Origin of the sequence: Herbaspirillum frisingense (assembly GCF_047325095.1) — a bacterium.
Classification (GTDB): domain Bacteria; phylum Pseudomonadota; class Gammaproteobacteria; order Burkholderiales; family Burkholderiaceae_D; genus Herbaspirillum; species Herbaspirillum frisingense.
Window position 1 is genome coordinate 296,123 of the sequence record NZ_CP168558.1, and the last position, 22,429, is coordinate 318,551.

Genomic DNA, 22,429 nt, shown 5'->3' on the forward strand with positions numbered 1-22,429 from the left:
TCTAAGGAAATCAGAACAGGAAATAACGCTGCGCCAGTGGCAGCGACACCGCCGGCTCGCACACCAGCAGCTCGCCATCGGCGCGCACTTCATAGGTCTCGGCATCGACTTCCATCTTCGGTGTGGCACCGTTGTGGATCATGTCGCGCTTGCGCAGGTTGCGCATGTTCTTCACCGCCACTACCGGCTTGTTGAGCTTCAGTTGTTCGCCGATACCGGCATCGAAGGCAGCCTGCGAAACGAAGGTCATGGACGTCTTCAAGCCCCCTCCATAGGCGCCGAACATCATCCGGTAATGCACCGGCTGCGGCGTCGGGATGGAGGCATTCGGGTCACCCATCTGGGCCGCCGCGATCATGCCGCTCTTCAAGATCATCGAGGGCTTGGCACCGAAGAAGGCCGGCTTCCACAGCACGATGTCGGCGATCTTGCCCACATCCAGCGAACCCACTACGTGCGAGATGCCGTGGGTGATGGCCGGGTTGATGGTGTACTTGGCGATGTAGCGCTTGATGCGGAAGTTGTCGTTGCGCGAGGTATCTTCCTTCAGCGAACCGCGCTGCACCTTCATCTTGTGCGCGGTCTGCCAGGTGCGCAGGATCACCTCGCCCACGCGGCCCATGGCCTGGGAGTCGGAGGACATCATCGAGATCGCACCGATGTCATGCAGGATATCCTCGGCCGCAATCGTCTCGCGGCGGATGCGCGATTCGGCGAAGGCGATATCCTCGGCAATGGCCGGGTCCAGGTGATGGCAGAGCATCAGCATGTCCAGGTGCTCGTCCAGCGTATTGACCGTGAACGGGCGCGTCGGGTTGGTGGAGGACGGCAGCACGTTGCCCTCGCCCACGGCCGCAATGATGTCCGGTGCGTGGCCACCACCCGCGCCTTCGGTGTGGAAGGTGTGGATGGTACGGTCCTTGAAGGCCGCCAGGGTGTGCTCCAGGAAGCCGCCTTCGTTCAGGGTATCGGTGTGGATGGCCACCTGGATATCCATGCGGTCGGCCACCGTCAGACAGTTGTCGATGGCGGCCGGCGTGGAGCCCCAGTCCTCGTGCAGTTTCAGGCCGATGGCACCGGCGCGGATCTGTTCTTCCAGCGGCAGCGGCAGGCTGACGTTGCCCTTGCCCAGGAAGCCCAGGTTCATCGGGAAGGCATCGGCCGCTGCCAGCATCGAATGGATGTGCCAGGGGCCGGGCGTGCAGGTGGTCGCCGCCGTGCCCACGGCCGGACCGGTGCCGCCACCCAGCATGGTGGTCACGCCGCTCATCAGCGCTTCCTCGATCTGCTGCGGACAGATGAAGTGGATGTGGCTGTCGATGCCGCCGGCGGTGACGATCATGCCTTCACCGGCAATGATCTCGGTCGCGCCGCCGATGGCCATGGTCACACCGGGCTGGATGTCCGGATTGCCGGCCTTGCCGATGCCGGCAATCTTGCCCGACTTGATGCCGATGTCAGCCTTGACGATGCCCCAGTGATCGACGATGAGCGCATTGGTGATGACGGTGTCCATCACGTCGGCGTGGGCGCGCTGCGATTGGCCCATGCCATCGCGGATCACCTTGCCACCGCCGAATTTCACTTCCTCGCCATAGATCGTATAGTCCTTCTCCACCTCCAGGAACAGCGCGGTATCGGCCAGGCGCACGCGGTCGCCGACGGTGGGGCCGAACATCTCGGCATAGGCCGAGCGGGAAATCTTGCTCATTTGGTCTGTCCCTTCTTCTCCGTGCCGACATTGGCTTTCAGCTTGCCCATCACCAGTGCATTGAAACCATAGACGCGGCGGTCCCCCGCCAGCGCTACCAGTTCCACCGTGCGCTCCTGGCCCGGCTCGAAGCGCACTGCCGTGCCGGCGGCGATGTTCAGGCGCATGCCATAGGCCACGGAGCGCTCGAAGCGCAGCGCCGGATTGGTTTCGTAGAAATGGAAGTGGGAACCCACCTGGATCGGCCGGTCGCCGCTGTTGGCCACCGTCACGGTGGCCGTGGGACGGCCGCTATTGAGTTCGATGTCGCCGGGTTCGACCAGCATTTCGCCTGGAATCATGACGCGCTCCTCAAGGAATCGGATGGTGGACGGTGACCAGCTTGCTGCCGTCGGGGAAGGTGGCTTCGACCTGGATGTCGGGGATCATCTCCGGCACGCCTTCCATCACATCGTTGCGGGTAAGGATGGTGGTGCCCTCGGACATCAGCTCGGCCACGGTCTTGCCGTCGCGTGCGCCTTCCATGATGGCGGCCGTGATCAGCGCCACCGCCTCCGGATAGTTGAGCTTCAGGCCACGCGCCTTGCGGCGTTCGGCCAGCAGCGCGGCGGTGAAGATCAACAGCTTGTCTTTTTCTCTTGGTGTCAGTTCCATGTTGGCTCCCGGCCGGCTGGCGGCCTTCAGTTTCTATGACTTTGCTCGTTGCTTGATGCAGTTTCTACGATGCAGCTCAGGTATTCCAGATGCGTGGGATCGCCGCTTCCCTGCCGGTGACCGCAGGTCGCAGCACCTGCCAGGCCGTATGCAGCCATTGTCGCGCCACCAGGCTGGATTGGCCCATGTAGCGGGCGATCAGCACCTGCTTCATCAGGGTGGCGCCGCTGCGCCCGTCCAGTTGCAGCGCGCCGATGGTCTCGCGCAGGCGGCCCAGCAGGGCGGCATCCATGCCATCACCCACGGCGATCAGGGTACCGCAGATGGTCTGTCCGTCCAGTGCCAGCGGTCCCTGCATGGCGCCCGCCTCAGCCTGCAGGCGGCCTTGCTCGAACCAGACCAGCTTGCCGCCACGGCGGATGCTGGTGCGCTGGCTCACCGCGCCGGTGTTGAAGGTTTCGCCGGAGGCGGTGCGGCCAAAGCAGAGAATCTCCGCACCCAGGTAAGCGGCGTCGGCCGCCAGCGTCACCTCGTGTTCCATGCGCACATCGGCGCCATCGAAGAAGATGGTTTCCTGGGGCAGCCATTCCAGCGTCGCACCTGCGCCGGCGTCCAGGCGCACCACCTGGCGCGAATGCTGGCCGTTGGCGCGATACCACTTGCCGGCACCCGGCGTGGTCAGCAGGGCATGGGCACGTTCACCCACCTCAGCCGTGATGGAGAGCTGGTCGCCGCCCACGATCCCGCCCGGGGGATGGACGATGATGGCATGGCAGATGGAAGGGTCTTCGGGGTAGAGCGGTTTCTGCACGCGCAAGGGGCCGAAGTGCTGGCGTCGCAGCAGGCGCGTGGTGCCGCCATCGTCGGCAAAGCCCAGCGTCAGGCGTGCCTGGTCCGGCGCATGCCGCAGGGGCGCGCCCGGCGTCGCAGGGGCCGGCATGCTGGCGGGTTCCGGATGGCCGGGGAATCGTTTCATACCTGGTTCTTCATTGCGTGGTGGGCAGCGTGCGCCGGGTCTGCCGGCCGCGAACATGCGACTTTATAGCAGACCCGCCGCAAATGCGCAGCTTCGTCTCGTGCATCGCTCCCCGTTCGGACTGAGTAGACCTGCAGGGTCGTATCGAAGGCGCTGACCTGCTTGTCAACGCGGGCGCGCCTTCGATACGCCGCTTTGCGGCTACTCAGTCCGAACGGTATCTGGTGGACGGGGCTTCTCAGACAGCTGAGGCACTTCAGACCGCCAGATGCTTCCTCACATCCTCGCCATCCATCTGGTCCTGCGTACCGGCCGCGACCACCTCGCCACGCGACATGACCACGAAGGTATCGGCCAGCTCGCGGGCGAAGTCGAAGTATTGCTCGCACAGCAGGATGCCGATATCGCCGCGCTGGCGCAGCAGGCTGATGACGCGCCCGATATCCTTGATGATGGAGGGCTGGATGCCCTCGGTCGGCTCATCCAGGATGATCAGCTTGGGCTCGGCCAGCAGCGCCCGGGCAATTGCCAGCTGTTGCTGCTGACCGCCGGAGAGGTCACCGCCGCGACGGTGCAGCATTTCCTTCAGCACCGGGAAGAGTTCATAGACCTCGCCCTTGATGCTGGAGGCACGACGACCCGACAGCGTGGCCATGCCCATGAGCATGTTCTCTTCCACCGTCAGGCGCGCGAAGATCTCGCGCCCCTGCGGCACGTAGGCGATGCCCAGCCGGGCGCGCTGGTGGGGCTTCAGTTTGGTGATGTCGTGGCCCTCGAACATGACATTGCCACGGGCCACCGGCAGCACCCCCATCAGGCATTTCAGCAGCGTGGTCTTGCCCACGCCGTTGCGGCCCAGCAGCGAGAGCACGCGGCCCTTCTGCACGTCGAGCGAGACACCGCGCAGCGTATGCGCGGCGCCGTAGTACTGGTTCAGTTCATTGACTTGCAGCATGGATGATGGTCTCCGCTCTTATCGTCCCAGGTAAACTTCGATGACACGCTCGTTGGATTGCACCTGGCGCATGTCGCCCTCGGCCAGTACCGATCCCTCGTGCAGCACGGTCACCTTGCCACCCTGGGCAATCTCTTCGACGAAGCCCATGTCGTGTTCCACCACCATGATGGAATGCTTGCCGCGCAGCTCGTTCAAGAGCTCTGCCGTGCGCGCCGTCTCGGCGTCGGACATGCCGGCCACCGGTTCATCCAGCAACAGCAGTTGCGGCTCCTGCATCAGCAGCATACCGATCTCCAGCCACTGCTTCTGGCCGTGCGAGAGCAAGCCGGCCAGACGATGCTCCTGGCCGTTCAGGCGGATCAGCTTGAGGATTTCCTCGATCTTGCCGATCTGCTCCGACGACAGGCGCGCAAAGAGCGTGGTCTTCACACGCTTGTCCATCTTCATCGCCAGTTCCAGGTTCTCGAACACGGTGTGCTGCTCGAACACGGTAGGACGCTGGAACTTGCGGCCGATGCCGGCGTGCGCGATTTCATATTCGGTCATCTTGGTCAGGTCGATGGTCTGGCCGAAGAAGGCGGTGCCGGCGGTGGGCCGGGTCTTGCCTGTGATGACATCCATCATCGTGGTCTTGCCAGCGCCATTGGGCCCGATGATGCAGCGCAGCTCGCCCACCGAGATATCCAGGTTCAGGTTGTTGATGGCCTTGAAACCATCGAAGGACACCGTGATGTTTTCCAGGTAGAGGATGGCCCCGTGGGTGGTATCGACGCCCTCGGGTTTGATGCGATCGTAGGACGTGCCATGGTCGGCGCGGGGCGTATCGACATTGCCGCCCAGGCCGCCGATGGCGACAGCGTTTTTGCCCATGCTCTTGCCGGGTTCGATGGCGCTCATGCGGCCTCCTTGGATGCGCTCGCTTCAGCTGGCGAGGCAGCGCGTTTCTTGAGTTTCTGTACCAGTCCCAGGATGCCCTGCGGCAGGAACAGCGTCACCAGGATGAAGATCAGGCCCAGCGCATACAGCCACAGGTCGGGGAAGGCTGCGGTGAACCAGCTCTTCAGGCCATTGACGGTGAAGGCGCCGATGATGGGGCCGATCAGCGTGCCACGGCCACCGACGGCGGCCCAGATCACCATCTCGATGGAGTTGGCCGGCGACATCTCGGACGGATTGATGATGCCCACCTGCGGCACGTACAGCGCCCCGGCGATACCGCAGATCACGGCCGACAGCGTCCACACGAAGAGCTTGAACCACAGCGGGTTGTAGCCGATGAACATGAGGCGCGATTCGGAATCGCGCACGCCCTGCAGCACCCGGCCCAGCTTGGAGGTGACGATCATGCGACAGACCAGCAGTGCGCCCACCAGCAGTGCCAGCGTCACCAGGTACAGCACTGCCTTGGTGGACGGTGCGGTAATGGTGAAGCCCAGGATGCGCTTGAAGTCGGTAAAGCCGTTGTTGCCGCCGAAGCCGGTATCGTTGCGGAAGAATAGCAACATGAAGGCGAAGGTCATGGCCTGCGTGATGATGGAGAAATACACCCCCTTGATACGCGAGCGGAACGCGAAGTACCCGAACACGAAGGCCAGCAGACCCGGCACCAGCACCACCAGCAGCATGGAGAACCAGAAATGGTCCGTCATCCACCAGTACCAGGGATAGGCCTTCCAGTTCAGGAACACCATGAAGTCCGGCAGGTCGCTTTGATAGACGCCGTCACGGCCGATGGCGCGCATCAGGTACATGCCATGCGCGTAACCACCCAGCGCGAAGAACACGCCATGGCCCAGCGACAGGATGCCGGTGTAACCCCAGACCAGGTCCAGCGCCAGCGCCGCCATGGCGTAGCACATGAACTTGCCGACCAGCGCGATGGTATAGGACGACACGTGCAGGCTGCTGTCCGCCGGGAACAGCAGGTTGCAGATCGGCAGCAGCGCCAATACCACGGTGCAGATGACGATCCCGGCCCAGGCCGGGCGATTGAACAGCGAGGGGCGCATGATCATAGTGCTCATTCGACGCTCCTTCCCTTGAGTGCGAAGAGACCTTGCGGACGCTTCTGGATGAATACGATGATGAAGACCAGGATGGCGATCTTGGCCAGCACGGCGCCGGCCATCGGCTCCAGGAACTTGTTGACTTCGCCCAGGCCGAAGGCGGCGATCACGGTACCGGCCAGTTGGCCCACGCCACCCAGCACCACCACCATGAAGGAGTCCACGATATAGCCCTGGCCCAGGTCGGGGCCGACGTTGCCCAGCTGCGAGAGCGCCACGCCACCGAGACCGGCGATGCCGCAGCCCAGGCCGAAGGTCATCATGTCGATCTTGCCGGTGGACACGCCCACGCAATCGGCCATACGGCGGTTCTGCGTGACGGCGCGCACGAACAGGCCCAGGCGGGTCTTGTTCAGGATCAGCCACACCGCAAACACTACGAACAGCGCAAAGAACACGATCACGATGCGGTTATAGGACAGTACCAGCGAGCCCAACACGGTGACCCCGCCCGACATCCAGCTCGGGTTGGCCACTTCCACGTTCTGTGCGCCGAAGATGGAGCGCACGCCTTGCATGAGCATCAGGCTGATGCCCCAGGTGCAGAGCAGGGTCTCCAGCGGACGGCCATAGAGCCAGCGGATCACCAGCCGTTCCAGCGCGATACCGACGGCCGCGGCGACGATGAAGGCCGCCGGCAGGGCCACCACCAGATAGGCATCGATGGCACCCGGGAAGAACTTGCGGAACACCAGCTGGCACACATAGGTGGTGTAGGCGCCGATCATCAGCAATTCACCGTGGGCCATGTTGATGATGCCCATCAGACCGAAGGTGATGGCCAGGCCCAGCGCGGCCAGCAGCAGTACGCTGCCCAGCGAGATGCCATAGAACAGCTTGCCGGCGAAGTCCACGATGGCCAGGTGGCGGTCCAGCGCCGACAGGGTACGCACGGCTTCCACCCGCACGCCTTCATCGGGTTCGACATAGGAGCCGTCGGGATTCTTGGCCAGCATGTTTTCCAGCGCCGGCTTCAGTGAGGCATTGGTGGTCTCGGCCAGCGTCTTCACCGCAGCACGGCGCGCGGCCGGGTCGGTGGCATGCAGGTTGGCAGTGGCCTGTACCTGCAGCAGCACGTCCTTGATCTGGGGATCGCTTTCCTTGGCCAGCGCCTTTTCGATCAGCGGGATCTGCGCCGGATCGGCATTCTTCAGCAGTTCGCTGGCGGCGGCCAGGCGCTGGTCGCGTTGCGGCGAGAGCAGCTTCAAGCCCGACAGGGCGCCATCGACGGCGCCACGCAGGCGGTTGTTGACGGTGATGCCCTCGGCATCATCGGGTGCCGGGCCGCTCTGGTCGGTGGCGGGGTTGAAGGCCTTGCCGGCATCATCGACGATGAGCACGTCACCGGCAGGGGTGACATAGAGCGCGTCGCTGTTCAAGGCATTGAGAATCTTGAGGGCGTCGTCGTTGGCCAGCGCCGCGATCTGGTTGACGGCGGCGATGCGCGCGTCGGGGTCGTCTCCGCCAAGGGGCTTGAGCAGGTCCGGTGCGATGGCCGCGCCCGCTGTCAGGGCGTGGACGCAAAGCCAGGTCGCGAGGAGCCCGCGTAGGAACTGGATGGCTGGTTTCATGATCGGTGTGCGCCTCGAAGCGCGAGCCGGACACGAAGCCGTGGCCGATGCGCATCGTCGGGCGTTCTTCTTGTGGAGGGAGGAACGTGCGGCGGTTGGAGCGCCTTCGATACGCCGCGCACGCGGCTACTCAGGTCGAACGGTCCGTGGGTTGTGCAACAAAGACCCGTTCGGACTGAGTAGCCGCAACGCGGCGTATCGAAGGCGCTCCGAAAGAACGCCTTGCAACTACAACAAGCTTAGTTCTTCTGCTTGCCTTCGTTACCCGGGATATACGGGCTCCACGGTTGCGCGCGGATGGTGGTCTTGGTCTTGTAGACCACGTTGAACTGACCGTCGGCCTTGATTTCGCCGATCATCACGGGCTTGTGCAGGTGGTGGTTGGTCTTGTCCATTTCCAGCGTGTAGCCCGACGGTGCCTTGTAGGTCTGGCCACCCATGGCGGCGATCACCTTGTCGGTGTCGGTGGACTTGGCCTTTTCCACGGCCTGTGCCCACATGTGGATACCCACGTAGGTGGCTTCCATCGGGTCGTTGGTCACGACGGTATCAGCATTGGGCAGGTTCTTGGCCTTGGCGTATTCCTTCCACTTCTTGATGAAGGCGGTGTTGACCGGATTCTTCACCGACTCGAAGTAGTTCCAGGCGGCCAGGTGGCCCACCAGCGGCTTGGTATCCACGCCGCGCAGTTCTTCTTCACCCACGGAGAACGCCACCACCGGTACGTCGGTCGCCTTCAGGCCGGCGTTGCCCAGTTCCTTGTAGAAGGGCACGTTGGAGTCGCCGTTGATGGTCGAGATCACAGCGGTCTTGCCACCGGCCGAGAACTTCTTGATGTTGGCCACGATGGTCTGGTAGTCGGAGTGACCGAAGGGGGTATAGACCTCGTCGATGTCGGAGTCCTTCACGCCCTTGCTGTGCAGGAAGGCGCGCAGGATCTTGTTGGTGGTGCGCGGGTAGACATAGTCGGTACCCAGCAGCACGAAGCGCTTGGCGCCGCCACCTTCCTTGGACATCAGGTATTCGACCGCAGGGATGGCCTGCTGGTTGGGCGCAGCACCGGTGTAGAAGACGTTCTTCTCCAGTTCTTCACCTTCGTACTGCACCGGGTAGAACAGCAGGCTGTTCAGTTCCTTGAAGACCGGCAGCACCGACTTGCGCGACACCGAAGTCCAGCAGCCGAACACTACCGAGACCTTGTCCTGCGAGATCAGCTGGCGGGCCTTTTCGGCGAACAGCGGCCAGTTCGAGGCCGGGTCGACCACCACGGGTTCGAGCTTCTTGCCCATCACGCCGCCGGCGGCGTTGATTTCATCGATGGTCATCAGGGCCACGTCCTTCAGGGACGTTTCGGAGATGGCCATGGTGCCCGACAGCGAGTGCAGGATACCGACCTTGATGGTGTCGGCCGCGAAGGCGGAGGGCAGCCAGGAGGATGCGGCCAGTGCGAATGCGCCCAGTGCGGTGGCTTTCAGTACGGTACGACGTGACATGTGGTGCTCCCTCGAGAAAAGTTTTGGAAGATTTTTTTCACTGCCCAGTCGCTTTAGCAGAATGCGTGCCAATGGCGCGCCACGGGCGCAGGCCTGCATCAAAGCGGGGCGGGACGAGACGGCAGGAGGGAGAAATGTTGTCAGCCGGAACAGATTTGCGCACCAAAGGCGAGCGCAATTGTCGACAGCGTCATGGTGCAACGGCAATATTCACCAAGCTGGCGCTTCTTGATGCCCGATCTTGGGGCAAGTCGCCAGGCGCCAGCCCAGGCGGGTTTGGCGTGATTTGGAGAGGATCGCACCGGGCAGCAGGCGGGCCGTCAGGATTGTTAACAATGGGATCCGGCCGGATGCGGGGTACTGCACTTCATGGGCTCCTTGCGGCCCCGGCAGCCGGACCATCCATTGCAGGGCGTTCAGCGCAACAGCACGTGCTGCATGAATTGCCGCAGGGGAAACTCGATCATGTTCTGCAGCGCCACCGGCAGCTCCAGCGGCCGCATGATCATCTTGATGGTGGTCTCGGGTTTGAGATTCACGCGCACCGTGCGGCTCATGCGCGAGGCCAGTTCCTTGAGCCGCACCGGGTCGGCTGCCAGCTCCGGCTTGTGCATCATCACCACATGGCGGATGGCGCAGTCGGCGTCCTCGTTCTTGAGTTCCAGCGTACGCCGGCTCAGGGTGCCGAAGACGCGCGAGCGGCCGATGTTTTCCTGGCGGCGGTAACGGCGGAAGTACTGGTAGAAGTGCTTGTAGTGGTTGACCTCGTCAGTGGCGATCAGGCCCGCCAGGTGCTTGAGTACCGGCTCGTCCGTGGCACGCGCCAGGGCGCGGTAGTAGGTGGAGGTCCCGGTCTCGACCACGCAGCGCGCCGCCAGCTCCTGGGCGCGGGTGGGTTCGAGCAGCTCGACCTTGCAGTAACCGGAATACTCGTCGAGGAAGCTTTGATAGGCACGCTGCCAGTCGAACTCCGGCCAGACGTGTTCGACATAGGCGCGCAGCGCCGCGCCGTGTTGCAGTTCTTCCTTTTCCCATTGTTCGCGCAGCCAGCTCTCGACCTCGGCATCGCCCTTGTAGTATTCCACCAGGTTGTGCGTGTAAAGGTCCGAACCGCTTTCCACGAAGGAGGCACAGGCGACCAGATAGAACAGGTCTTCATCGTGGCGTACGCGCTCCAGGTCAATGCGGTTCAGGTCGATGTCTTCGATGGTCCAGTGTTTTTTTTCTTGGCGACTCGGGTTCATCTGCTATACCTCTCTCAAGGGTGACGGGTTGGCATAGCGGTATGATGCAGCGCACGGTCAATGGTTCAGGGCGGAATAGCCGCGCTTTATCAAACTTTACAAAGGGACTTCCATCGTCAGCGCTTTGTCAGCAGGCAGGAGTCGGACTCACAGGTTGCGTGTGGCATCGCTGCCCAGCACCACCCGGTTGCGGCCCTGGTATTTGGCGTGATACAGCGCCTGGTCGGCAATGCGTACCACCTGCTCGGCGGTGGTGCTGTCGTCGGCCTGCAGGGCGGCCACGCCGATGCTGGCGGTGATGTAGCCGGAGGGCGAATCGGCATGCGGCAGCTTCAGTTCGAAGATGGCCTGGCAGATGTTCTCGGCCTGCTGCAGGGCATGCGCGGTATCGCTCTCGGCGATGATGACGCTGAACTCCTCGCCACCGTAGCGGGCCACCAGATCGGTCGCCCGGCGTGAACTCTTCTGCAGCACCCGCGCCACGATGCGCAGGCATTCGTCGCCGGCCACATGGCCATAACGGTCGTTGTATTTCTTGAAGTAATCCACGTCCAGCATCAGCAAGGCCAGCGGATGACCGGAGCGCACCGAGCGCCGCAGCTCATTGACCAGCACCTCGTCGAAGCGTCGCCGATTGGCCACGCCGGTCAGCCCATCGGTGGCCGAGAGCGCTTCCAGCTTCCGGTTGGCGCGCTCCAGCTCGTGCGTGCGCAGCGCCACCTGCTGTTCCAGTTCTTCCTTGTTCTGCTGCAGCTTGCCGGCCATCTCATTGAACTTGCGCGAGAGCACGGCGATCTCGTCGCCCCCTTCCTGCGCCACCCGCACCGTGGTATCGCCGCTGCCGGCTTCCTTCATGGCACCGACCAGCCGCTGCAGCGGTACGCTGATGCTGCGCGCGATCAGCGCCGAGAGCAGCAGCGAGACCGCAAAGCAGCCCAGGCCGATGGCGATGATCTTGTCGCGTACCGAACGGGTGTCGGCGTTGAGCTTGTCACTGGGCGTGGTACTGACCACCCACCACGACGAGTGTGGCAGTTTGGCGATGGCGGCGTAGTAGCGTGTCTTGTCCAGCCCGGTATAGGCGATGAAGTCGCTGGTGCGCCGTTGCGACAGGCTTTCCGAGATGCCGCTCAGCAAGGCCGGATCGGCGGTGCTGGCGCTGCCGTCGCGCCCCTGCACCACCACCGTGCCGTCGCTGGCGTCGACGATGAAGATGCTGGAGTCATAGCCCAGTTCCACGCCCTCGAAGATGCTGAAGAAATAGCTCGGCCTCACTCCCACGAACAGATAGCCGGCCGGGCGGTTGTTACCGGTAAAGCGGATCTCGCGCAGCATGGCCACGCTCTTCTGGCCGTGGCCAGCGTGATAGAGCGTCCACCAGGCGCGCCCACCCAGGTCGGGGGCCTCTTCGGCCACGCGGCTGATGCTGCCGGCCAGCGGCGCGAAGATCTGCGGATCGATGACCTGGCGCCGCCGGTCCAGCAGGTATTTCTGGTTGACGTCAGGCAAGGCCCCATAGGTATCGAGCAGCACCCGGGCTACGCCGCTGCGGGCCGCCGCGCTGGCGGCCTCATGGCCGCTGTAATAATCGCCCAGCAGGCGCTGTAGCTTGTCCGAGAGCGCCAGTTCCTCGCTGGTGTCCTCGATCTTTTCCATGCGCAGCAGCAGGTTCTGTGAAATCTGCCGGGCTACCTGCACCGAGTAGGCGCGCACCTTGTCCTGGGTCGCGCGGCTGGTCTCACGGTAGGCCAGCAGCCCCGAGATCAACAGCGGCACCAGCGACACCAGGATGAAGGAATTGATCAGCCGATAGCGGATCTCGATCCTGCGCAGGAAACCCAGGGAGAGGAAGTCTAGCCGTCTATGCATGGAACATATCCTGTCTCCCGCCTCACTTGCCCGCCAGGCCGGCCTGTTCGGCGATGGAATCCTGTACTGCACGCGCGGCCTGCGCCGGCATGGAGCTGCCCGCCAGGACTGCCTGCAGCTGCTTGTGCAAGACCTCGATGGTATTGACCGGCAACAGCGAGTAGTACAGACCGGGCGCATTGGTGCGCGCCGCATCGCGTGTCATCTCGTCCACCAGTGCAAACAGCGCCCGGTCGCCCTTGACGTCGCCTGCGATCACGCGGAAGGGCGGGATGTTCTGGCGCTTGCCCTGCCAGATGCTCATGCCCGGGCCATACAGGAAATCCAGGAACTGCGCCGCGACTTCCCGGTGCCGCGCGCTGCTGCCCTGGGCCACGGCAAAACCGGTCTCGCTGCCGATGACCGGCCTGATGGGCTGGCCCTTGTCGTTCCACGGTGGCACGAAGACGCCCACCCGCATCCCGCGCCCATGCATCAGCATGCCTGCCGCCCAGGTTCCCTGGAAGGTCATCGCCACACGGCCCTCGGCAAACTGGTTCAGGGTGGCATCGTATCCGGCGCGCAGGCAGTCGGCCTGGACCATCTTCTGCTCCACCAGCGTACGCAGGCGACTGAAGATGGAAATGCCCTGCGGGTTGTCCAGCTGCAAGCTGCCATCGGCGATACGGGCGCGCCAGTCCGGGACATTGGCCGCAACGGCATTGGCAAAGCCATAGCTGAACGGCCCATTGCCCAACATGTTGGGGAAAGCGCCTGATAAGGCCATCGGCGTGAAGCCGGCCTTTCGCAGCGTCGCACCGGTTGCCAGGAAGGCCTCGAAGTCGGTTGGCGGCGCGGTGATGCCGGCGCGCTCGAACATGTCGCGGTTGTAGTAGATCAGCGTGGTGGCGATACCCGAGGGGATGCCGTAGCGCCGGCCGCCCGGCGCGGTCCACTCGCGTTGCAGGATGTCCAGCAGATTGTTCCAGGCGCGTGTCTGCCCGAGGTCGGCCAGCATGCCCTGATCGGCCAGCTCGGCGGTGTAGGGGCTGGCGTTGACGGAGATGATGTCGGGCAGGCTGTCGGTGGCCGCACGGGGCTTGAGATTTTCCTCGACGGAATTGCCGATCATGAACTGCAGGTCGATGCGCACATCGGGATGATCGCGGACAAATGCATCGGCCACCCGATGCATTTCCTCCGACCAGTCCGGCGCCCACACCAGTGCCGTCAGCACCAGCGGTCCGGACGACTCGGCGCGATCGACCGCCTGGCTGGACGCCGGCTCGGCAGCGCCATCATCGCCGCCTCCGCAAGCGGCCAGCAGCAATGCGGCAGCCACCCCTGCAATGACGAGTCGCAGGCCTGCAAGGACCTGTCCTGTCAAGCCCGACGGCCAGCCGATTGAACGACGGCTTCCGACGGGCGCGCGTGTAATTGATGGCGTAAATCGGCCACGCATTGATTTCCCCTGCGGCAAAGATCTTTTTTGTTCTACAGCAACGTGCCGCACCGTATCGCCGGCGTGAGGCTCGCACTGCGCCTACCTGCCGCTCCCTGCATGGAGTCCCGTGATCTGAAAACGATGCGAACGAGTGTGCCAGCTTTTGTGCGAACCTGCACGAGCGCTGTTTGATTTTATTGTCCGGGCTCAGTTTTTTCTTGGCGGCAAGCTCGCATTACTTGATGCAGTCCGCTGATGGAAGCAAGCCGGCACTTTATAATACGGCCCTCACGCCATCAGGCCGCAGCGGTTCACTTCGAATGATCCACGCCTTCGCGCGCAATGCGGCTGCCTCGACAATTCCACATGCACAACAACGATCAATCGCTCTCGACGGGCAAATTTCCTCCATGGCTGGCAGTCCTGGCCGCGCTCACCGCGATGGGCGCCCTGGCCATCGACATGTACCTGCCCAGCTTCACCGCCATCGCCCAGGACCTGGGTGTGGGGACCAATCTGGTGCAGCTCACCCTGGCCTCCTTCCTGATCGGCCTGGCGGTGGGCCAGATGTTCTATGGCCCATTGTCCGACCGCTTCGGGCGCAAGCCGCCGCTGTTCTTCGGTATCGCGCTGTACTTCGTCTGTTCGCTGCTGTGCATCTTCGCCCAGAACATCGAGACCCTGATCGTGCTGCGCCTGTTCCAGGGCCTGGGCGGCAGTGCCGGCATGGTGATCCCGCGGGCCATGGTGCGCGACCGCATGGGCGCGGAAGGATCGGCCAAGGCCTTCTCGATGCTGATGCTGGTGTTTGGCCTGGCGCCCATCCTCGCTCCCTTCATCGGTGGCCTGATGCTGGTCTTCGCCAGCTGGCGCGGCATCTTCGTGGTGCTGACCATCTTCGGGCTGCTGTGCATGGTAGGTACGCGCAAATACCTGACCGAAACCGTGGATGTCACCCGGGCCGAACCGCTGCACCTGGGACGCACGCTGCGCCAGTACTGGGGCCTGCTGCGGCATCGCCAGTTCATGTCCTACGTGTTGTGTGGTGGCCTGGTGCAGGCCGGCATGTTTGCCTACATCGCCGGCGGCCCGTTCGTGGTGATCGAATTGCACGGCATCAAGCCGCAATACTTCGGCTTCGTGTTTGCCTCCAATGCCATCGGCCTGATTGCCGCCTCGCAGATCAATGCACGCCTGGTGGTCAAGCGCTCGGCCGAGCGCGTGCTGGGCAAGGTGCTGTGGGTGCCGGCCGGCCTCTCCCTGCTGGTGGTACTGATGGTGCTGGCGGGTCTTGAAAGCCTGCCGCTGCTGCTGTTCGGCTTCTTCGGTTTCCTCACCGCCTACGGCTTCACCGGCCCCAACGCCACCGCCATCGCACTGAAGCACCAGGGCCGTCAGGCCGGCACGGCGGCCGCGCTGATGGGGACCCTGCAATTCGGTATGGGGGTGTTGTCCGGCGTGGTGATGAGCCTGTGGCATGACGGCACCGCCTTGCCGCTGGTCTCGGTGATGGCCATCTGCGGTATCGCCGCCTTCCTGCTGTATCACCTGGTGGCCAAGCATGAGCCGGTGACACCGGCGGTCCAGTAAGGCCGCGATCCTGCTGGCAGTACTCATGCAACCCGGCCATGCGCCGGGTCTTTTTTTGGGCGCGGCCTGCCCGATTTTCGGGATGACACTTCACGCATGAGGTGCGTCACTGCATCAATAGCGCTCATGGTGCATGGCACGCCGGCCCTTGTGCGGTTTCCCAGCATGCCTGCCAAGGCCTTGTTGCACAAGGCTTTGCGGCTTGCGCGGGGGAAGGTGGCACGCTCGTTGCTGTAGAGGTCTTCGCGGTCTGACCAGTCAGGCCAATCCGAGGACGCCACCATGAGCATGCCCAATATCGCAGCACAGACCTTGCAGCGCCAGATTCTCAGCGGCACCTATGCCGCCGGTGAGATGCTGCCCAGCCAGCGCGAGCTGGCCGAGTCGATGGGCATCAGCCGCGCGTCCCTGCGTGAGGCCCTGTCGATGCTGGAAGCGCTGGGCTTCATCCGCTCCGTGCCTGGCAAGGGCACCCTGGTCACCGAGCGCCAGGATGGTCGCATCGCACCGCCGCTACCCTCCGTGGGCGAGGAAGACAGCAGCGCCCCCGAACTGGATCTGGCGGCCGTGTTCCAGCTGCGCCACGTCCTCGAATCGGCGGCCGCCGCGCTGGCCGCGCGCCACATCACCGCCCATGCCACGCCGCGCCTGTGGGGCATCCAGGCCCGCTTCGAGGATGCGCTCAAGAATCTTGATCTGGTCAGCGCTTCGCATGCCGACCTGGAATTCCATCAACTGGTCGCCGAACTCTCCGGCAACCCCGCCTTTGTCCAGGTGGTGCGCCAGTTCGAACGTCCCATCAGCCACAGCCTGCGCGTGCCATTTGCCGATCGCGAACGCATCTGGGCGCCCGCCGTGGAGCACCGCGTCATCGCCGCTGCCATCTCGGCAGGTGATATCGAGGGCGCGCGCCGTGCGATGCAGGCACACATCGCCAATGCTGCCGAGCGGGTCGGTCTCGGTTTTTCCCCGCCCTGATGTCGGCCAACCGCACTCACCTGGCAAGGTCGCCATCGAGTCCTTTGCGTTTCATCTGTCGTTTCCATCGTCGTCCCTCAACAAGGAAAGCACTGCCATGAAATTTCCCAAGACCGCTACCCTGACGCTGGCCTGTACCCTGGCCTTCGGCACCTTTGCCAGCCTGGCTGCCTTGCCCGCCCACGCCGAAAAGGTGTTGCGCATCGCCATGACCGCCGGCGACATCCCGCGCACGCTGGGCCAGCCCGACCAGGGCTTCGAGGGCAACCGTTTCACCGGCATCCCCATGTATGACGGCCTGACGCAATGGGATCTGTCCAAGGCCGACAAGGCCAGTGAACTGATTCCCGACCTGGCCCTGTCGTGGCAGGTCGATGCCAAGGACAAGACCAAGTGGATCTTCAAGCTGCGTCCCGGCGTGAAATTCCATGACGGCTCGGCCTTCAATGCCGATGCCGTGGTCTGGAACGTCAACAAGGTGCTGGACAAGAACGCCGCCCAGTTCGATCCCAGCCAGGTCGGCGTGACTGCCTCGCGCATGCCCACCCTGCGCGGCGCCAAGAAGATCGACGACCTGACCGTGGAACTGACCACCTCCGAGCCCGATTCCTTCCTGCCGATCAACCTGACCAACCTGTTCATGGCCTCGCCTGCGCAGTGGGACAAGAAGCTGGCCGCCGTGCCGGCCTCGGTGACCGACAAGGCCGAGCGCTCCAAGCAGGCCTGGGCCGCCTTTGCCGCTGATGCGTCCGGCACCGGCCCGTTCCGCATGGCCAAGTTCGTCCCGCGCGAGCGCCTGGAAGTGGTCAAGAATGACGGCTACTGGGACCCGGCGCGCCGCCCCAAGATCGATCGCGTGGTGATGCTGCCGCTGCCCGAGGCCAACTCGCGCACCGCCGCCCTGATGTCGGGCCAGGTGGACTGGATCGAGGCCCCCGCGCCTGACGCGCTGGACGCCATCAAGGCACGCGGCTTCAAGATCTATTCCAATCCGCAGCCGCACGTGTGGCCGTGGCAACTCTCCTTCGTCCCCGGTTCGCCCTGGCTGGACAAGCGCGTGCGCCATGCTGCCAACCTGTGCGTGAACCGTCCGGCCATGAAGCAGCTGCTGGGCGGTCTCATGGGTGAAGCCACCGGTACCGTGGAACCCGGCCACCCGTGGCGTGGCAACCCCAGCTTCCAGATCAAGTACGACCCTGCCGCCGGCAAGAAACTCATGAGCGAAGCCGGCTACTCGGCGGCCAAGCCTCTGACGGTGAAGGTGCAGATCTCGGCCTCCGGCTCTGGCCAGATGCAACCACTGCCGATGAACGAGTTCATGCAGCAGAACCTGAAGGATTGCTTCTTCGATGTGCAGTTCGACGTCATCGAGTGGAACACGCTCTATACCAACTGGCGCATCGGCGCCAAGGACCCGAGCGCGCACGGTGCCAATGCGATCAACGTCAGCTTCGCCTCGATGGACCCGTTCTTTGCCATGGTGCGTTTCGTCGATACCAAGGCTGCGCCGCCGACCTCCAACAACTGGGGCTTCTACAGCAACCCGGAGGTGGACGCCCTGATCGCCAAGGCCCGCACCACCTTCGATCCCAAGCAACGTGATGCATTGCTGGCCCAGTTGCACGCCAAGATCGTGGATGAGGCGCCCTTCGTCTGGGTGGCCCACGACACCGGTCCGCGTGCCATCGCCGCCAAGGTCAAGGGCGTGGTCCAGCCGCAAAGCTGGTTCATCGATATCGCGACCATGAGCATGGACTGAGACTGAACCGCGTCAGCGGCGCCACCCTGCACGACCCGGCGCCGCTGACGCTTCCCGTACTTTGACGTCTTTTGCACCTTGACGTTTTCTGCACCATCCCTTGTCTTGCCTTGTTTGCGGCGCTGGTGCCGCTGATCCCGACCCGTCGCCGGAACCGCCATGATCGCCTACCTCATACGACGCACCCTCTACGCCCTGCCCATCATGCTGGGCGTGGCCTTTCTCTGTTTCATGCTGGTCCATATCGCCCCGGGTGATCCGCTGGTCTCGATCCTGCCGCCGGATGCCTCGGCCGACCTGCAAAAGCAGTTGATGGAACTCTACGGCTTCAACCGCAGCTATCCCGAGCAGTTCCTGAGCTGGGTCTGGCGCGCCCTGCATGGCGACCTGGGCAGTTCGATCGCCACCGGCCGGCCGGTGGCGGCCGAGGTGTTCAAGGCGGTCGGCAATACCTTCATGCTGGCCGCCGTGGCCACCCTGATCGGTTTCGTCTTCGGTTCGCTGTTCGGATTCGTGGCGGGCTACTTCCGCAATTCCTGGATCGACCGGCTGGCGTCCTTCATCTCGGTGGTGGGCGTCTCGGTCCCGCACTACTGGCTGGGCATGGTGCTGGTGATCGTGTTCTCGTCCAAGCTGATGTGGCTGCCCGCCACCGGCGCCGGGCCCGATGGTTCGGGTGCGTGGGTGTGGGACCTGGAGCACATGAAGTACCTGATCATGCCGGCCGTCACCATGTCCTTCATCCCCATGGGCATCATCGCCCGCACCGTGCGGGCGCTGGTGGCCGACATCCTGTCGCAGGAGTTCGTGGTCGGCCTGAAGGCGCGCGGCCTGTCCGATGCCGGTGTGCTGCGCCATGTGGTCAAGAACGCCGCCCCCACGGCGCTGGCCGTGATGGGCCTGCAACTCGGCTACCTGCTGGGCGGCTCGATCCTGATCGAGACCGTGTTTTCCTGGCCCGGCACCGGCTTCCTGCTGAACCAGGCGATCTTCCAGCGCGACCTGCCGCTGCTGCAGGGAAGCATCCTGGTGCTGGCCCTGTTCTTCGTCGCGTTGAACCTGCTGGTGGATATCCTGCAAACCATCTTCGACCCCCGTATCGAGCGAGCCTGACATGAATCTCACCACCCCCGTCTCCGCCCTCGACACTGCCGACGCGCAGGACGCTACCCTGCGGCGCTCGCGCGGCCACTGGGCCAACGTCGCCGCACGCCTGGTGCGCAACCCCGGTGCCATGATCGCCGCCGGCATCCTGCTGCTGCTGATCTTCGCCGCCGTCGCCGCACCCTGGGTGATGCCCAGTGATCCCTTCGCCACCTCGATGTTTGCGCGCCTGAAACCCATCGGCACCGCCGGTCACCTGCTGGGGACCGACGAACTGGGACGTGACCTGTTCTCGCGCCTGCTGCTGGGCGGGCGACTGTCGCTGTTCATGGGGATCACGCCGGTGCTGCTGGCCTTCGTGATCGGCAGCGCCCTGGGCATCCTGGCCGGTTATGCGGGCGGTTTCACCAATACCGCCATCATGCGCAGCATCGACATCCTCTACGCCTTTCCCTCGGTGCTGCTGGCCATCGCGCTGTCCGGCGCCCTGGGTGCGGGCATCTTCAACGCGCTCACCTCGCTGACCATCGTCTTCGTGCCGCAGATCGCCCGCATCGCCGAGAGCGTCACCACCCAGGTGCGGCGCAGCGACTATGTCGATGCCGCACGCGCCTCCGGGGCCGGTGCCTTCACCATCGTACGGGCGCATGTGCTGGGCAATGTGCTGGGACCGATCTTCGTGTACTCCACCAGCCTGATCTCGGTGTCGATGATCCTGGCCTCGGGCCTGTCCTTCCTCGGCCTGGGCGTGAAGCCGCCCGAGCCGGAATGGGGCCTGATGTTGAATACCCTGCGCACTGCCATCTATACCCAGCCCTGGGTGGCGGCCTTGCCGGGTGCCTTCATCTTCGTGACTTCGATTTCCTTCAACCTGTTGTCCGACGGCCTGCGTTCGGCCATGGAGGTCAAACAATGAGCCTGACTGCCCATCTCCTGAGCGAGGACAAGCAAGACATCGGCGGCCCGCGCCAGCCGCTGCTGGGCGTGCGTGCGCTGCTCAAGCACTTCCCGCTCAAACAGCAGGGCCTGCCCTTCCAGCGGGGGCCGGCCAATGCCGTGCGCGCCGTCGATGGCGTGAGCTTCGACATCATGAAGGGCGAAACCCTGGGTGTGGTCGGCGAGTCCGGCTGCGGCAAGTCCACCACCGCCCGCGTGCTGATGCAGCTGATTGAGCAGGACAGCGGCGAGCTGGTGTTCGACGGCCAGACCGTCGGTTCGCGCGCCTTGCCCCTGCGCCAGTTCCGGCGCCAGGCACAGATGGTGTTCCAGGACAGTTATTCCTCGCTCAACCCGCGCATGACCATCGAGGATTCGATTGCCTTCGCGCCCACCGTGCACGGCCTGCCGGCACGTCAGGCCATCGCCCGCGCCCGCAGCCTGCTGGCGCGTGTGGGCCTGCAGCCGGAGCGGTTTGCCGGACGTTATCCGCACGAACTCTCCGGTGGCCAGCGCCAGCGCGTCAATATCGCCCGCGCCCTGGCCCTGGAGCCGCGCCTGGTGATCCTGGACGAAGCCGTGTCGGCCCTGGACAAGTCGGTCGAGGCCCAGGTGCTGAACCTGCTGCTGGACCTGAAGCAGGAGTTCGGCCTGACCTATCTCTTCATCAGCCACGACCTGAACGTGGTGCGCTTCATCTCTGACCGCGTGCTGGTCATGTACCTGGGCCAGGTGGTGGAGGTCGGTCCGGCCGAGCAGGTGTTTGACGCGCCCCGCCATCCCTACACACGGGCGCTGCTGCGGTCCATGCCCAGCATGGACCCTGCCCGCCGCACCGAGGAAGCCCCGCTGGCGGGCGATCCACCCAATCCCATCAACCCGCCCTCCGGCTGCCGCTTCCATACGCGCTGCCAGTTCGCGCAGGAAGTCTGCAAGCAGCGCGCTCCCAGTTTCGTCGAGGCGACGCCCGGGCATGGCGTGGCCTGCCTGCGTTATGAAGCGGGCAGTGGCTACGACGCCACCGCCTTCGAGGCCGGCATGATCATCGAGGAGCCGCAACATGGCTGAACAAGGCAAGCAATCCATGGTGCGCCTGCAGGATCTGCGCGTGAGCTTCAAGGCGCCCGGCAAGACCATCCGTGCCGTCAGTGGCGTGGACCTGGAACTGGCCGAGGGCGAGGTGGTGGCCCTGATCGGCGAGTCCGGTTCGGGCAAGAGTGTCACGCTACGCTCCATCATGCGCCTGCACCCCGAAGCACGCACCCGCATCGAGGGCCGGCTGGAAGTCGATGGCCGCGACGTGCTGGCCATGAACGGGCGCGAGCTCTCGGCCCTGCGCGGCGATGCGGTCGCCATGATCTTCCAGGAGCCGCTGCTGGCGCTGGACCCGGTCTATACCGTGGGCGCCCAGATCGTCGAGACCATCCGCCGCCATCGCAAGGTCTCGGCGACCGAGGCCCGCGCCCAGGCGCTGGCGCTGTTCGAAAAGGTGCGCATCCCCAGCCCGGAGCGCCGCCTGGATGCCTATCCGCACGAGATGTCGGGCGGCATGCGCCAGCGCGCCATGATCGCACTGGCCCTGTCGTGCTCGCCCAAGGTCTTGCTGGCCGATGAACCCACCACCGCACTGGATGCCACGGTGCAGATCCAGATCCTGCTGTTGCTGCGTGAACTGCAGCGCGAGCTGGGTTTGTCGATCATCTTCGTCACGCACGATATCGGCGCCGCCGTCGAGGTGGCCGACCGCATCGCCGTGATGTACGCCGGTCGCATTGTCGAACAGGGACCTGCCGCCCGGCTGCTGACCCAGCCGCGCCATCCCTACACCATGTCGCTGCTGCAAAGCCGCAGTCATGGCGCCATGCAGAAGGGCCAGCGCCTGCAGACCATTCCCGGTGCGCCGCCGGATCTCGCCAATCTCCCGCCCGGCTGTGCCTTCGCCGAACGCTGCGCCCATGCCCGACCGGATTGCCTGAACCAGCACCCCCCCGAGCTGAAACTGGATGCGCAGCATGCGGTACGCTGTCTGCGTGCGCAGGAACTACAGTTCGCCGCCTGACTGCCGGCTACTGCCTGCCCTGCATCCCGACCATCCCG

19 protein-coding genes are annotated in these 22,429 nt (G+C 64.2%); 7 read left to right on the plus strand and 12 right to left on the minus strand.

The window, feature by feature from the left end; all coding sequences use genetic code 11:
* Window positions 1-10 precede the first annotated feature (10 nt).
* From ureC to ACEOAC_RS01445, 12 genes are all read right to left on the minus strand, one after another.
* Complete coding sequence (gene ureC / locus ACEOAC_RS01390; protein WP_413443594.1) at window positions 11-1,711, minus strand: urease subunit alpha; 1,701 nt, start codon at window positions 1,709-1,711, stop codon at window positions 11-13.
* Window positions 1,708-2,052: an urease subunit beta gene (locus ACEOAC_RS01395; RefSeq protein ID WP_413443595.1), complete on the minus strand. Its 345-nt coding sequence runs from the start codon at window positions 2,050-2,052 to the stop codon at window positions 1,708-1,710. Before ACEOAC_RS01395 ends, ureC begins: the two co-directional genes overlap by 4 nt.
* Before the next feature lie 10 nt (window positions 2,053-2,062).
* On the minus strand, window positions 2,063-2,365 hold the full coding sequence (locus ACEOAC_RS01400; RefSeq protein ID WP_017452803.1) for an urease subunit gamma: 303 nt from the start codon (window positions 2,363-2,365) through the stop codon (window positions 2,063-2,065).
* Between the two features lie 76 nt (window positions 2,366-2,441).
* Complete coding sequence (locus ACEOAC_RS01405; protein ID WP_413443596.1) at window positions 2,442-3,341, minus strand: urease accessory protein UreD; 900 nt, start codon at window positions 3,339-3,341, stop codon at window positions 2,442-2,444.
* A 256-nt stretch (window positions 3,342-3,597) separates the two neighbouring features.
* Entirely contained in the window at window positions 3,598-4,296 is a 699-nt protein-coding gene (urtE, locus tag ACEOAC_RS01410; protein ID WP_102664130.1) for an urea ABC transporter ATP-binding subunit UrtE, read from the minus strand.
* A gap of 18 nt (window positions 4,297-4,314) precedes the next feature.
* Complete coding sequence (gene urtD / locus ACEOAC_RS01415) at window positions 4,315-5,196, minus strand: urea ABC transporter ATP-binding protein UrtD (protein ID WP_182993374.1); 882 nt, start codon at window positions 5,194-5,196, stop codon at window positions 4,315-4,317.
* A complete protein-coding gene (urtC, locus tag ACEOAC_RS01420; protein WP_102664132.1) occupies window positions 5,193-6,323 on the minus strand; it encodes an urea ABC transporter permease subunit UrtC in 1,131 nt (376 codons plus the stop codon). The genes urtD and urtC overlap by 4 nt, the downstream gene beginning before the upstream one ends.
* Complete coding sequence (gene urtB / locus ACEOAC_RS01425; RefSeq protein WP_413443597.1) at window positions 6,320-7,936, minus strand: urea ABC transporter permease subunit UrtB; 1,617 nt, start codon at window positions 7,934-7,936, stop codon at window positions 6,320-6,322. The genes urtC and urtB overlap by 4 nt, the downstream gene beginning before the upstream one ends.
* Before the next feature lie 239 nt (window positions 7,937-8,175).
* Complete coding sequence (gene urtA / locus ACEOAC_RS01430) at window positions 8,176-9,429, minus strand: urea ABC transporter substrate-binding protein (protein WP_413443598.1); 1,254 nt, start codon at window positions 9,427-9,429, stop codon at window positions 8,176-8,178.
* 416 nt (window positions 9,430-9,845) lie between these two features.
* Window positions 9,846-10,673: a ferritin-like domain-containing protein gene (locus tag ACEOAC_RS01435; RefSeq protein WP_241812910.1), complete on the minus strand. Its 828-nt coding sequence runs from the start codon at window positions 10,671-10,673 to the stop codon at window positions 9,846-9,848.
* A 147-nt stretch (window positions 10,674-10,820) separates the two neighbouring features.
* Complete coding sequence (locus tag ACEOAC_RS01440) at window positions 10,821-12,542, minus strand: sensor domain-containing diguanylate cyclase (protein WP_006464623.1); 1,722 nt, start codon at window positions 12,540-12,542, stop codon at window positions 10,821-10,823.
* Window positions 12,543-12,564: 22 nt separating this feature from the next.
* Entirely contained in the window at window positions 12,565-13,863 is a 1,299-nt protein-coding gene (locus ACEOAC_RS01445) for an ABC transporter substrate-binding protein (protein WP_413443599.1), read from the minus strand.
* A 468-nt stretch (window positions 13,864-14,331) separates the two neighbouring features.
* On the opposite strand from ACEOAC_RS01445, the gene ACEOAC_RS01450 reads away from it, so the two are divergent.
* From ACEOAC_RS01450 to ACEOAC_RS01480, 7 genes are all read left to right on the plus strand, one after another.
* The gene (locus ACEOAC_RS01450) at window positions 14,332-15,555 is read left to right on the plus strand and encodes a Bcr/CflA family multidrug efflux MFS transporter (protein WP_413443600.1); all 1,224 of its coding nucleotides are present in this window, start codon (window positions 14,332-14,334) and stop codon (window positions 15,553-15,555) included.
* Window positions 15,556-15,837: 282 nt separating this feature from the next.
* Window positions 15,838-16,533 carry a FadR/GntR family transcriptional regulator gene (locus tag ACEOAC_RS01455; RefSeq protein WP_413443601.1) on the plus strand — a complete coding sequence of 232 codons (696 nt, stop codon included), beginning with the start codon at window positions 15,838-15,840 and terminating at the stop codon, window positions 16,531-16,533.
* Window positions 16,534-16,630: 97 nt separating this feature from the next.
* The gene (locus ACEOAC_RS01460; RefSeq protein WP_006464619.1) at window positions 16,631-18,292 is read left to right on the plus strand and encodes an ABC transporter substrate-binding protein; all 1,662 of its coding nucleotides are present in this window, start codon (window positions 16,631-16,633) and stop codon (window positions 18,290-18,292) included.
* Window positions 18,293-18,451: 159 nt separating this feature from the next.
* Window positions 18,452-19,405: an ABC transporter permease gene (locus tag ACEOAC_RS01465; protein ID WP_006464618.1), complete on the plus strand. Its 954-nt coding sequence runs from the start codon at window positions 18,452-18,454 to the stop codon at window positions 19,403-19,405.
* Window position 19,406: 1 nt separating this feature from the next.
* Window positions 19,407-20,312 (plus strand): ABC transporter permease, encoded by a 906-nt coding sequence (locus ACEOAC_RS01470; protein WP_006464617.1) that lies wholly within the window; start codon window positions 19,407-19,409, stop codon window positions 20,310-20,312.
* On the plus strand, window positions 20,309-21,400 hold the full coding sequence (locus tag ACEOAC_RS01475; RefSeq protein ID WP_413443602.1) for an ABC transporter ATP-binding protein: 1,092 nt from the start codon (window positions 20,309-20,311) through the stop codon (window positions 21,398-21,400). Before ACEOAC_RS01470 ends, ACEOAC_RS01475 begins: the two co-directional genes overlap by 4 nt.
* On the plus strand, window positions 21,393-22,391 hold the full coding sequence (locus tag ACEOAC_RS01480) for an ABC transporter ATP-binding protein (protein WP_413443603.1): 999 nt from the start codon (window positions 21,393-21,395) through the stop codon (window positions 22,389-22,391). Before ACEOAC_RS01475 ends, ACEOAC_RS01480 begins: the two co-directional genes overlap by 8 nt.
* The last annotated feature ends 38 nt before the right edge of the window (window positions 22,392-22,429 follow it).